The following is a 12734-nucleotide window of genomic DNA, read 5'->3' as shown; positions in this document are numbered from 1 at the left end:
CTGACCCGGCCCCTGCAGGCCGGGTTTTTTCTGCCCGTTTTTTATACGACCACAGCACCCAGCGCCGTCACGATCTGGCGCAAGGTCGGCGAGTCTCCTTCGATTCGCACCTTCAAGCCTTCGATCTCGCGCCTTACCGGATACTGTTTGCGCAACACATCGAACGCGGCGCGTTGCTCACCGACACTGCCCAGCAGGGTGCGACGGAAATCCGCGTCGTCCCGGCGCGGGTCGTACACGCCACGGCACAACATCGCCAGCGCCCAGGCCGGATCGCTGTCGGCATGCAGGGAAACTTCCGAAAGCCAAGGTGCTGGAAGCAGATCACCGAGCTGAATGCTGGCGGGCTCACCGATAAATTCGCAGTACGCCTGATAGATCTGCGCCGTGCCGCGCTGTTTGCCATCGAGGCTGTAACCGGCGATGTGCGGCGTCGCCAGTACGCAAAGTTCTGCCAGCGCCACATCGACTTGCGGTTCGGCTTCCCAGACATCAAGCACTGCTTGCAGGTCCTCACGCTCCAGCAGCACTTCGCGCAACGCGGTGTTATCCACCACCGGACCGCGAGCCGCGTTGATCAGCCAGGCGCCGGGCTTGAGCTGCTGCAAACGCTGCTCGTCGAACAAATGCCAGGTCGCGCCATCACCGCTGCGGGTCAGCGGGGTGTGCAGGCTGATCACGTCGCACTGCGCGATGATCTGCTCCAGGCTGACATAATCGCCGCCCTCCGCCGCCTGACGCGGCGGGTCGCAGACTTTCACGTTCCAGCCCAGGCCTTTGAGCACCTTGATCAGGCGCCCGCCGACTTCACCGGCACCGACCACGCCGTAAGTGCGCTCACTCAATTCGACGCCTTCGATTTCGGCCAGGGTCATCAGGCTGCCGAGCACGTAATCGACCACGCCCCGGGCATTGCAGCCGGGCGCGCTGGACCAGGTGATGCCGGCCTCGTTGAAGTAATCGAGATCCAGGTGATCGGTGCCGATGGTGCAGGTGCCGACAAAACGCACCTTGCTGCCTTCCAGCAGTGCGCGGTTGACGTTGGTCACCGAGCGCACCAGCAATACATCGGCCTGTTCGACCGTGGCCCGGTCGATGGAGCGGCCCGGCACCCGGCGGATCTCGCCGAAACCGGCAAAAAAGGCATCGAGCAGCGGGATATTTTCGTCGGCAACAATCAGCATGGCGGGGCTCCTTGGGCGGATCGGCAGTGTAGGCGCTGGGGCTGCGATGAGCCAGCAGGCTTTGACTTCTTGATGAGGCGGGGCGATTACAAATCCGCAACAGAGGATTTTTCCTGACCATAACGTCAACGGCGTAGAATGCCCGGCCTTGCGCATCAACCCCTGTGGACGCTTTGCCTGTGAATTCCGTGACTGACCGCCCCGCTGCCGTTTCCCTCAACCGCCCTGCCCGGGTTCGCCTGGAGCTGAAAAATCTGCTCGGCCTGGCCCTGCCAATCATGATCGCGCAACTGGCGACCACCGCCATGGGCTTCGTCGATGCGGTGATGGCCGGGCGCGTCGGGCCCAAGGATCTGGCGGCCGTGGCGTTGGGCAACTCGATCTGGGTGCCGGTGTTCCTGCTGATGACCGGCACTCTGCTGGCCACCACACCGAAAGTCGCCCAGCGCTTCGGCGCCGGCACCCACAGCGAAATCGGCCCGATCGTGCGTCAGGCCTTGTGGCTGGCACTGGTGGTGGGCCTGATGGCGACCACGATGCTGTTCAGCGCCGAACCGATCCTGCACCTGATGAAAGTCGATCCGGAACTGATCGGCCCGTGCATGCAGTACCTGCACGGCATCGCCAGCGGTCTGCCGGCCGTGGCCATCTACCATGTGCTGCGCTGCACCAGTGACGGTCTCGGTCGCACCCGCCCGGCGATGGTGCTGGGCCTGTGCGGTCTGGCTCTGAATATTCCGCTGAACTACGTGTTCATTTACGGTCACCTCGGCGTACCGGCCATGGGCGGCGTCGGTTGCGGCTGGGCCACGGCGATCGTGATGTGGGTGATGGCACTGGGTCTGGCCGGTTACGAGCGCTGGGCGCCGGCCTACAAGTCGAGCGAACTGTTCAGCCGTTTCGACTGGCCGCAATGGGCGGTGATCAAGCGCTTGCTGGCCATCGGTCTGCCGATCGGCGTCGCGGTGTTTGCCGAGTCGAGCATCTTTGCGGTGATTGCGTTGTTGATCGGCAGCCTCGGCGCCACGGTGGTGGCCGGGCACCAGATTGCGCTGAACGTCAGCTCGCTGGTGTTCATGATTCCGTACTCGCTGGGCATGGCCGTGACTGTGCGGGTCGGCCAGGCTCTGGGCCGTGAAGAGCCCCGCGAAGCGCGTTTCGCGGCAGGTGTCGGCATGGGCACCGCGCTGGCTTACGCTTGCCTGTCGGCGAGCATGATGCTGCTGATGCGCGAACACATTGCGGCAATCTACACGTCGGATCCGATGGTGATTCACATCGCCGCGATGCTGATCGTGTACTCGGCGCTGTTCCAGTTTTCCGACGCGATCCAGGTCACCGCCGCCGGCGCACTGCGTGGATATCAGGACACCCGGGTGACGATGATCCTGACCCTGTTCGCCTACTGGGGCATCGGCCTGCCGGTGGGTTACGCCCTCGGCCTGACCGACTGGCTCGGCGAACCACGCGGCCCGAGCGGCTTGTGGGAAGGCCTGATCGTCGGCCTCAGCTGCGCGGCGCTGATGCTATCGATCCGCCTGACGCGCAGTGCACGCACACGCATTCGCATCAGCCGCTCGATGGGCTGACCGGGCATAAAAAAAGACCTGCACATGCAGGTCTTTTTTGCTTTCAGATCAACCAGACTTCTTGCGGATCCAGTACAGAAAGGTCCCGGCCTCTTCGTGCTGCCCCACCAGTTCATGGTCAAGAAACACGCAGAACTTGGGGATGTCGCGGCGGGTCGACGGGTCGGTGGCGATCACCTTGAGCAGGCCACCGGGCACCAGGTCGCGGATGTGCTGGTGCAGCATCATCACCGGCTCCGGGCAGTTGAGGCCCGTAGCGTCGAGGGTGCCGTCGACCGGCATATTGATCATTTCACTCATGATTCACTCCTGAAACTGGCCGGCATTGTCGCCCAAGGCCGGGTGTTCGGTCACCTGCCGCGCGCTCAGCGGGCTTTGGCTTTCTTCACATCATGGCGGCGCAAATGGCAGGTCACTTCCTCGCGGTCGTGATACAGCTGCTTGCAGCCGATGTCGACCTTGATCCCGCGGGCCTTGAACCCGTCGGCGATGCGCTCGAGCAAGCGCTTCACCTCCGCGTAACGCTGCTTCATCGGCAACTTGAGGTTGACCACCGCTTCCCGGCAATGCCCCTCGCCGATCCACTCTTCGAGCATCGCGGCGTTGCGTGCCGGCTTCTCGACGATGTCGCAGACCATCCAGTCCACCGGTTGCTTCGGTTTGAAGGTGAAACCATCGGCCATCAAGTGCTGCACCAGACCGGTGTCCATCAGACTTTCGGCCATCGGGCCGTTGTCGATGGCGGTCACCAGCATGCCGCGATTGACCAGTTGCCAGGTCCAGCCGCCCGGCGCCGCGCCGAGATCGACGCCGGTCATGTCGCTGTGCAGGCGATCTTCCCACTGATCGCGGGGGATGAAATGGTGCCAGGCCTCCTCCAGCTTCAGGGTCGAACGGCTTGGCGCCTCGCGCGGGAACTTCAAACGCGGAATACCCATCGGCCACATCGCCGAGTTACCGGCATCGGCCAGACCGAGGAACACCTCACGACCGCTTTTGAAGGTCAGCAGCAGGCGCGGCTTGCCGGCGTCCTCCACCAACTTGCCGGCGCCGGTCAGGGCCTTGCGCAGCGGGCCTTCGAACTTCTTGCAGAAATTCGACAGTTCCTTGCCGTCGTTGGTGTCGACGACTTCCAGCCACAAGCTGCCACAGACCGGGAATTCAGCCATGTGCGCGAGGATCACGCTGATGCGGTCGTTTTCCGGCAGATCGATGAAAAACCCGCGCGCCCACTGGCGCGGGAAAATCAGCTCGGCGAAACGCTGACCGCGCATCAGGCGCTCGGCGCCGTCTTCTTCGGTGCAGACAAACTCGGCACAAGCGGTGGCCGGTTTGGCCTTGGCGTAGCCAGCCACGTTCAGCTGAGCGGCGAGGTCGGAAATTTCCGAGCAGACTTCGCCTTCGAAGCCTGGCCGGCAATGCATGAATAGGGTGTTCATTCTTACTCCTGGGCAGAGGGCGATCATTCATCCCCTGCGCGATGCCCAGACCCTGCGTTGAAGCAAAGCCTGTCACGAAAACCGGCGCATGATAGCCGATGTCGGAACCTTGGTTCCTGTCATAGAGTCCAGTTATTAGCCAGCTACCTAAAACAGGGCTAAGTTTTAAGCTCTATTCGTCCCCTCAATCCGTAGCCGTGCGGATTCAAAGGAGTGATCGTAATGCCGTCCCTCGATAGCCTGCACACCCTTAAGACCCTGAAAGTCGATGACAAGACTTACCACTATTTCAGCCTGCCGGATGCCGCCAAGTCCTTGGGCGATCTCGCCAGGCTGCCGATGTCGCTGAAAGTCCTGCTGGAAAACCTGCTGCGCTGGGAAGATGAAAAAACCGTTACCGGCGCCGACCTCAAGGCGATTGCCGCGTGGCTCAAAGAGCGCCGCTCCGACCGAGAAATCCAGTACCGCCCTGCCCGTGTGCTGATGCAGGACTTTACCGGCGTTCCTGCCTTGGTCGATCTGGCCGCGATGCGCGCCGCCATGGCCAGGGCCGGCGGTGATCCGCAGCGAATCAACCCGCTGTCGCCAGTGGATCTGGTGATCGACCACTCGGTGATGGTCGACAAGTTCGCCAGCGCCAGCGCCTTCGAACAGAACGTCGACATCGAAATGCAGCGCAACGGCGAACGCTACGCCTTCCTGCGCTGGGGCCAGAGCGCCTTCGACAATTTCAGCGTGGTGCCGCCGGGCACCGGGATCTGCCACCAGGTCAACCTCGAATACCTTGGCCGCACCGTTTGGACCAAGGATGAAGACGGCCGCACCTACGCCTTCCCCGACACGCTGGTCGGCACCGACTCCCACACCACCATGATCAACGGCCTCGGTGTACTCGGCTGGGGCGTCGGCGGGATCGAGGCGGAAGCGGCGATGCTCGGGCAACCGGTGTCGATGCTGATTCCGGAAGTGATCGGCTTCAAACTCACCGGCAAGCTCAAGGAAGGCATCACGGCCACCGACCTGGTGCTGACCGTGACCCAGATGCTGCGCAAGAAAGGCGTGGTCGGCAAATTCGTCGAGTTCTACGGTGACGGCCTCGCCGACCTGCCGCTGGCCGACCGCGCCACCATCGCCAACATGGCCCCGGAATATGGCGCGACCTGCGGCTTCTTCCCGGTCGATGACGTGACGCTGGAATACCTGCGCCTGTCCGGTCGTCCGCCAGAAGTGGTCAAACTGGTCGAGGCCTACACCAAAGCTCAAGGGCTGTGGCGCCTGCCCGGTCAGGAGCCGGTGTTCACCGACAGTCTGGCGCTGGACATGGGCAGCGTCGAAGCCAGCCTCGCCGGGCCGAAACGTCCGCAGGACCGGGTGTCTCTGCCGAATGTCGGTCAGGCGTTCAGCGACTTCCTCGACTTGCAATTCAAACCCACCAGCAAGGAAGAAGGACGCCTCGAAAGCGAAGGCGGCGGCGGTGTCGCTGTGGGCAATGCCGATCTGGTCGGCGAAACCGATTACGAGTACGACGGCCACACCTATCGCCTGAAAAACGGCGCGGTGGTGATTGCCGCGATCACTTCCTGCACCAACACCTCCAACCCCAGCGTGATGATGGCTGCCGGCCTGCTGGCGAAAAAAGCCGTGGAAAAAGGCCTGACCCGCAAGCCGTGGGTGAAAAGTTCGCTGGCACCGGGTTCAAAAGTGGTCACTGATTACTACAAAGCCGCCGGACTGACGCAATACCTCGATCAGCTCGGTTTTTCGCTGGTCGGATACGGCTGCACCACTTGTATCGGCAACTCCGGCCCGCTGCCGGAACCGATCGAAAAAGCTATCCAGAAAGCCGATTTGACCGTGGCGTCGGTGCTGTCCGGCAACCGCAACTTCGAAGGCCGGGTGCATCCGCTGGTAAAAACCAACTGGCTGGCCTCGCCGCCGCTGGTGGTCGCCTATGCCCTGGCCGGCAGTGTGCGCACCGACATCAGCAGCGAACCGCTGGGCAATGACCAGCAGGGCAATCCGGTGTACCTGCGCGACATCTGGCCGAGCAGCAAGGAAATCGCTGACGCTGTGAATCAGGTCAACACGGCGATGTTCCACAAGGAGTACGCCGAAGTGTTTGCCGGCGACGAACAGTGGCAAGCCATCGAAGTACCGCAAGCTGCGACGTATGTCTGGCAGGCGGATTCGACCTACATCCAGCACCCGCCGTTCTTCGACGACATTGCCGGGCCTTTGCCGGTGATCGCCGATGTGAAAGGCGCGCGAGTGCTCGCGCTATTGGGCGATTCGGTGACCACCGACCACATCTCCCCCGCCGGCAACATCAAGGCCGACAGCCCGGCCGGGCGCTATCTGCGCGAGCAAGGCGTTGAGCCACGGGACTTCAACTCCTACGGCTCACGCCGGGGTAACCACGAAGTCATGATGCGCGGCACGTTTGCCAACATCCGTATCCGCAACGAAATGCTTGGCGGCGAAGAAGGTGGCAACACGATCTACATTCCGACCGGCGAGAAACTGGCGATCTACGACGCGGCCATGCGTTATCAGGCCTCGGGCACGCCGCTGGTGGTGATTGCCGGGCAAGAATACGGCACCGGTTCCAGCCGTGACTGGGCCGCCAAGGGCACCAACCTGCTGGGGGTAAAAGCGGTGATCGCCGAAAGCTTCGAGCGGATCCACCGTTCCAATCTGGTGGGCATGGGCGTGCTGCCGTTGCAGTTCAAACTGGATCAGAACCGCAAGAGCCTGAACCTCACCGGCAAGGAAACCCTGGATATTCAGGGCCTGAGCGGCGTCGAGCTGACACCACGGATGAACCTGGCGCTGGTTATCACCCGTGAAGACGGACGTCAGGAAAAAATCGAAGTGCTGTGCCGCATCGACACCTTGAACGAGGTGGAGTACTTCAAGTCCGGCGGGATCCTGCATTACGTGTTGCGGCAGTTGATCGCCTCGTAACACCTGCAGATGCAGAAACACCGCCAGATCGGCGGTGTTTCTGTGTGGGCAGCGCACTTTTCTGCGGGCGAAAAAAAACCCGCCGAAGCGGGTTTTTCCCAAGACCATTATCGACTCCCTGTCGGCAGCGATCCTTGCTAATGGTCGATCATCCGTGATCCTGAAACACTCCCTGTGTTTCAGTTGATGAGGCTAGGTTACGCTCTGGATCCAATCGGCAATAGTCGAAATAGCTACCATCGCGTGTAAGACATTCGCCATAGCAGGCCTTCCGAAAACCCTTAGGCGTGTCAGACATCGAGTGCAGAAGCCGCCAATCCGGCGAATTTCAGCTGTCCGGCGGCGGCTTTTTGCTCGTCATCCTCCATGAACCACGCGGCAGACAGTCCGGCGAATACCAGCGCACAGCGTCCCAGCCACGGCGTGAACAGGTCGAGATCAGCTACCTTCACGCTCGCGGGAACGGTCGCTTTCCGTCAGGAAGTGCTCAAGTCGACTCAACTGCTCCTCCCAGCCCCGACTGTCCATGTAGTAGGCCTCTTTCTGGCGCACGTCGGGAATGTGCGCAAAACCTGATTCGGAGACCTTCAGCAACGTGCCGTTCTCGTAGTCCTGCAGTTCGAATTTGACCAGCGTGGTCGGTTCCTGGGAGTAGTCGATTTTCGGGTTCACCGCGTACGGGTGCCAGCGGAAGGAGAACAGCTGTTGCGGCTCGACCCGCTCCACCAACACATTCCAGAGCACATGTTCATAACCGCGGTACGTGACCTGCCCTTGCGTCCATTCGCCCGGTATAAACCGCCGGCCTTCCAGCGCAACGCCGAACCACTGGCCGAACGCCTCGGCATCGACCAGGGCACGCCAGACATGCGAGCGCGGCGACCTGAGCATGATTTTACGTTCAAAGCTGTTGGGTACTGGTTTCATACGTCACCTCCTGTTTTGAACAGTAGGCTTGTATGACCACATGTCCAATCCGAAGTTGTATCAATCCGGTGCAACGGTCGGGCTGATTGAAATATCCGGCAGTATTTTGGGGCACCGGTTCGTCAGAATGCGGACGGATCAGCACCGTGAAACTGATAACGTTCGCAACGAATTGAACGACACAAGGACGTCATCATGCAGCCCTCCCTCCCCGAACGTTACCGTGGAGCCCTGCTCGGTCTGGCCTGTGGCGATGCCATGGGAACCACCGTCGAATTCCAGCCTCGCGGCAGCTTCCAGCCCCTGACCGAGATGATGGGTGGCGGGCCGTTTCACTTGAAGCCCGGCCAATGGACCGACGACACCTCGATGGCGTTGTGCCTGGCGGAAAGTCTGCTGAACAAAAACGGCTTCGATGCCGCTGACCAGATGGGCCGCTATCTGAACTGGTGGCAATGGGGTTATTTGAGTTCGACCGGCGAATGTTTCGATATCGGCATGACCGTGAGTCAGGCGCTGGATCGTTTTCAACAAACCGGTGAGCCGTTTGCCGGCTCCACCGATCCCCACAGCGCCGGGAACGGGTCGCTGATGCGTCTGGTGCCCGTTGTACTGTTCTACTTCCCGGATGCCCGGCAAATCAGGCGATTCGCCGCCGACAGTTCACGCACTACGCATTCGGCGCCCGAATCCATCGAATGCTGCCAGCTGTTTGCCGAACTGCTCTGCAGGGCTCTGGAAGGCGAGTCGAAAGCGCAACTGCGCACTCAGCCGCAAACAATCTTCAGCCAGCCCAAGGTGGCGGCGATTGCCCGGGGCGAGTACCTGCACAAGACCGAGCGCGACATTCGCGGCAGTGGCTACTGCGTCGAATCCCTGGAAGCGGCGTTATGGTGCTTCCAGAACACCGACAGTTTTGCCGCCGCCGTCCTGCAAGCGGCGAATCTGGGCGATGACGCGGACACCACGGCTGCCATCGTCGGCCAGTTGGCCGGCGCCCACTACGGCGTGCAGGGAATCCCGTTCGGGTGGCTGGAAAAGCTGCATGACGGAGAGGAAATTGCCGCGACAGCGGAGCGGTTGCTCAACGCCTCCAGACACCGTGCACCTTGTTAGCGCCACGAAGTCGCTAAACTGCCCGGCACGTTCACTCATCAAAGCGAGATGACTCATGTCCCCACGCCTGCTTCTGGCCCTGACACCCTTTCTTTTCACTTCTGTTGCTCACGCTGCCGTGGACTGCGCCAATGCCAGCGATCAAGCGACGATGAATCAGTGCGCCGCACAAGAGAACAAGGCGGCGGACAAGGAGTTGAATACGGTTTATCAACAGATCACCGCCCGGTTGAAGAACAACCCTGATGGCAAGAAACTGCTGGTCAGCGCGCAACGGGCGTGGATCGGCTTTCGCGATGCCGAGTGCAAGTTTTCCGCATCCGGAGTGGCAAGCGGGAGTGTTTATCCGCTGATCTACAACAATTGCATCGCCTCAATAACCAAGACGCGAACCGAAGCGCTCAAACAGTATTTGAAATGTGAGGAAGGTGACATGAGCTGCCCGGTGCCGGGGGCCTGACTTTTCAGGGATTTGGAGAGCCTCTTCGCGAGCAGGCCTGCTCCCCCATTTGAACTGCATTTCAATGGGGGAGCAGGCTTGCTCGCGAGGGCGTCATCCCTGACGTCGCTAATTACCGGACGAAGATCTGTGCCGTAGTAATCGCCATATCCCCACCCGGCAGTTTGATGCTGCCGGTCTGCTTCATGGTTTCGGCATCAAAGATCGCCACATCGTTGAAGGTCCCGGCCAGGTAGATCTTGCTCCCGTCCTTGTTGAACGAAATGCAGTAGTAGGAATGATCCAGTGTCGCCGCCTGAATCAGCTTTTTTTGCTTGATGTCGTACTTGGCCAGACGATTGAGTACACCGAACATCAGGTTCGGATCCTTCGGCGAGCGCATGCCGCTGAAGTAGATCTCGGTCAACGGGCCGAAGTCAGTGGTCTCGGTCTTGCCCGTTTTCAGATCGACGCTGAACAAGCCATAAAGGTATTCGGCGGTGGCCGGGTCCTGTTTTTTGTCCTTGAACTTCGCCGCCGTGTACAGCAGCGAGAAATCGTGGCGATAGGTTTGCTGGTTCCATACGTAAAGCACGTCCGGCGCGCTGTAGTTCGGGCGTTTCCAGTGGCGGCTGGGGATCAGAACGTCGAACTTGCCGCTCTTTACATCGACCTTGTACACATCGGCGCCGGCCACATAGAGCGTACCGTCATCGCCGCTCTGCATGATCGTCAACTGCCGTGGAGCCGGAAAGCTGCGCACCGGTCTGGCGTCCATTCCGGCGTCGGTGGCGTAGACGTCCAGACGCGGCTGTTTGACCTCGTAGCGATCGTTGAGCATCTGGGTCGGGTTGGCGATGGTGTACAGCTCCTTGCCGTCATGGCTGACGGTAAAGGCGAACATCGACCGCGCCTTCTCCCCAGGCTGCTGGGTGATGCTGGCATGGAACACCTGCTTGCAGCTGTCCAGCTCGACACCGTAGACATCGGCGTAATGGTTGTTCAATACGTACGCGGTCTTGCGATCCGGCGAAAGCTGTACGGTGCCGGGGCCAAAGGCATCGGGCATCTTGCAGGTCTTGTACAGGCTGTCGGTCGCCAGGTCGATGACGTGCAGGTTGTTCGGGTAATTGGTGGTCAACATGTACTCGTGACCGTCTTGCAGCGCGGCGTTTTCATCGGCCAGAACCGGGAGCGAACAGGCGCTCAGAACCGCGAGTGCGGCAAGGCCGCAGGCTTTGTTGAGGCTAGGCATGCTGGAATCCTTCTTCTTGTCCGGGCAGTTACTTGTCTTTCGGGAAGACAGTGCCGAGGTTGCGCCAGTTGTCGTTGGACGCCTGGGCATCCTTGTTCCAGTCCGGGTAGGTGCTCATCATGTCCGGCACCTGGGCTGGCCACCAGCACGGGTCGGAGCAGCCATACAGGTCGGCTTCCATCGGCTGACAAAGCGACGACACCCCGCCGAACGCATCGATTTCCCAGCCCGGGTCGGTGGTCGAGGCGCAGCCAGCGACGGAGCTCATCGCCACCACTTCTTCGATGCGGTTCTCGTCCGCGGCCTGATCCAGCTTCAACGCTTTGTTATTGATTGCCTTGAGATGTTTCATATCAGTGAGCCTTGCGCGGAGTGATGTAGCTGCTGATGAACGCAGGGTTGGCGGCCATGATCCGGGTGTAGACCTCAATGCCGAAGTCGACCCAGTCACGCATCAATTCGCAGTAGTGATACGTCGGGTGGGCCGGGTCACCGTAGCGGGCATAGCTCTCGTGGTAGCAACCGCCGGAGCACAGGTTGCGAATCTGACAGTCATGGCAACCGGTGTTGGTGCGATCCAGGCGCTGGGACAGGAAGTCATTCAACTCGACCTGCTTGACGCCGCTGTGGACGTTGCCGAAGGTCGGCAGCGAGGAGCCGGTGAAGCGATGGCACAGGTTCAGTTCGCCTTTGTGATCGACCGCCAGCATCTTCAGCCCGGCGCCGCACGGCAGGGCCTTTTTGTGGCCTTCATGAATGTCGGTGATCAACTGATGCAGGTTGGAGAACCCGATATTGCGGTGTTCCAGCGCAGCCTCCAGATAACGCCGACCGAGGCGTTTCATGCTGGCGAACACTTCGATCAACTCGTCGTTGGTCAGATTGAAGCTGCTGATATCGCCGGACGTTACCGGAGCAAATCCAACCTCGGCAAAACCCAGTTCGTTAAACAGGTGATCCCAGATGGTTTCAACGTCGGTGACACCGGTGGTCAGGGTCACCCGCGCGCCGACCGGACGGCTGTTGTAGCGAGAGAGCAACATTTCGGCTTTGCGCCGCACCACGTCATAAGTGCCCTGCCCGCCCACGGTGATGCGGTTGCGGTCGTGCACGGTTTTCGGCCCGTCGATGCTCACTGACAAGCCAAAACGGTGGGCATTCAGGTAGTCCACGGTTTCTTCGGTGAGCAGCGTGGCGTTGGTGGTCATCACGAACTCGACGAACTTGCCGGCCTCGGCAAACCGCTTCTCGCAGTAATCGACCATGTACTCGATCAGCTTGCGGTTGCTCAGCGGTTCGCCGCCGAAAAACACCACGGTGAAGCGCTCTTCGTCGGGGGATTCGCGTAGCAGCATTTCGACCGAGGCGATGGCAGTTTCGACGTCCATCTTTTTGCCGGCGGACGGCTTGTCGAGGTCTTCCTTGTAGCAGTAGGTGCAGCTCAGGTTGCAGCCGGTGTTGACGTTGAGCACCACGGTGTTGATCGCCGTGCGTTCGACGCGTTTTACGGCGATGTCCGGCGTCAGCGGCGAGCCGTCGCTGACCAGTTCCAGCGAGATCAGCTCGCGCAGTGTCTCGTTGATTTCCTCGCCATTGAACCGCGCGCCGAGGCGCTGGACCAGGTCCTCTGAGGAACACCCAGGGCCGCGCAGTGCATCAATGATGGTGCCGGTCAGTTCATCGCTGGCGAACAGCGAACTGCTGGGGATATGAAACAGCATGCGGTCGGCGTCGACGTGCACTTCGTGCAGATTACGTTCGACCAGATTCAAGATAGCGCCCATTGCAAACCTCCTGTGCAAGCCCCCCGCCTGGCGGGAC

12 protein-coding genes are annotated in these 12734 nt (G+C 60.8%); 4 read left to right on the top strand and 8 right to left on the bottom strand.

The window, feature by feature from the left end:
- Positions 1-41: 41 nt before the first annotated feature.
- Positions 42-1184 carry a 4-phosphoerythronate dehydrogenase PdxB gene (gene pdxB / locus MKZ87_RS21250; protein ID WP_085700517.1) on the bottom strand — a complete coding sequence of 381 codons (1143 nt, stop codon included), beginning with the start codon at positions 1182-1184 and terminating at the stop codon, positions 42-44.
- 179 nt (positions 1185-1363) lie between these two features.
- On the opposite strand from pdxB, the gene MKZ87_RS21245 reads away from it, so the two are divergent.
- On the top strand, positions 1364-2773 hold the full coding sequence (locus MKZ87_RS21245) for an MATE family efflux transporter (protein WP_085700518.1): 1410 nt from the start codon (positions 1364-1366) through the stop codon (positions 2771-2773).
- A gap of 48 nt (positions 2774-2821) precedes the next feature.
- Here the strand turns inward: MKZ87_RS21245 and tusA are convergent, their stop codons facing one another.
- Positions 2822-3073 (bottom strand): sulfurtransferase TusA, encoded by a 252-nt coding sequence (tusA, locus tag MKZ87_RS21240; RefSeq protein WP_085700519.1) that lies wholly within the window; start codon positions 3071-3073, stop codon positions 2822-2824.
- A gap of 65 nt (positions 3074-3138) precedes the next feature.
- Complete coding sequence (rlmM, locus tag MKZ87_RS21235; protein ID WP_085700520.1) at positions 3139-4212, bottom strand: 23S rRNA (cytidine(2498)-2'-O)-methyltransferase RlmM; 1074 nt, start codon at positions 4210-4212, stop codon at positions 3139-3141.
- Positions 4213-4434: 222 nt separating this feature from the next.
- On the opposite strand from rlmM, the gene acnA reads away from it, so the two are divergent.
- Positions 4435-7176: an aconitate hydratase AcnA gene (acnA, locus tag MKZ87_RS21230; protein WP_085704546.1), complete on the top strand. Its 2742-nt coding sequence runs from the start codon at positions 4435-4437 to the stop codon at positions 7174-7176.
- A gap of 290 nt (positions 7177-7466) precedes the next feature.
- Here the strand turns inward: acnA and MKZ87_RS21225 are convergent, their stop codons facing one another.
- A complete protein-coding gene (locus tag MKZ87_RS21225; RefSeq protein ID WP_227233070.1) occupies positions 7467-7628 on the bottom strand; it encodes a hypothetical protein in 162 nt (53 codons plus the stop codon).
- The gene (locus tag MKZ87_RS21220) at positions 7615-8103 is read right to left on the bottom strand and encodes an SRPBCC family protein (protein WP_085704544.1); all 489 of its coding nucleotides are present in this window, start codon (positions 8101-8103) and stop codon (positions 7615-7617) included. Before MKZ87_RS21220 ends, MKZ87_RS21225 begins: the two co-directional genes overlap by 14 nt.
- 195 nt (positions 8104-8298) lie before the next feature.
- Here MKZ87_RS21220 and MKZ87_RS21215 point away from each other — a divergent pair, with 195 nt between their 5' ends.
- Together MKZ87_RS21215 and MKZ87_RS21210 are read left to right on the top strand one after the other, a co-directional pair.
- Positions 8299-9219: an ADP-ribosylglycohydrolase family protein gene (locus MKZ87_RS21215; RefSeq protein WP_085704542.1), complete on the top strand. Its 921-nt coding sequence runs from the start codon at positions 8299-8301 to the stop codon at positions 9217-9219.
- Positions 9220-9274: 55 nt separating this feature from the next.
- On the top strand, positions 9275-9679 hold the full coding sequence (locus MKZ87_RS21210) for a lysozyme inhibitor LprI family protein (RefSeq protein WP_085704540.1): 405 nt from the start codon (positions 9275-9277) through the stop codon (positions 9677-9679).
- Between the two features lie 112 nt (positions 9680-9791).
- Here MKZ87_RS21210 and peaD read toward each other — a convergent pair whose 3' ends face one another.
- From peaD to peaB, 3 genes are read right to left on the bottom strand one after another with little or no spacing between them, the layout of a single operon-like run.
- Positions 9792-10913, bottom strand: coding sequence for a quinohemoprotein amine dehydrogenase subunit beta (gene peaD, locus MKZ87_RS21205; RefSeq protein WP_266201933.1), 1122 nt, complete (start codon positions 10911-10913; stop codon positions 9792-9794).
- 28 nt (positions 10914-10941) lie between these two features.
- Complete coding sequence (qhpC, locus tag MKZ87_RS21200) at positions 10942-11265, bottom strand: quinohemoprotein amine dehydrogenase subunit gamma (RefSeq protein ID WP_008016081.1); 324 nt, start codon at positions 11263-11265, stop codon at positions 10942-10944.
- A 1-nt stretch (position 11266) separates the two neighbouring features.
- Complete coding sequence (gene peaB, locus MKZ87_RS21195) at positions 11267-12697, bottom strand: quinohemoprotein amine dehydrogenase maturation protein (protein WP_085700527.1); 1431 nt, start codon at positions 12695-12697, stop codon at positions 11267-11269.
- Between the last annotated feature and the right edge of the window lie 37 nt (positions 12698-12734).

Source organism: Pseudomonas sp. MCal1 (assembly GCF_026341415.1).
In the GTDB taxonomy this organism is placed as follows: domain Bacteria; phylum Pseudomonadota; class Gammaproteobacteria; order Pseudomonadales; family Pseudomonadaceae; genus Aquipseudomonas.
This window is presented reverse-complemented; position numbering and strand designations above follow the sequence as displayed.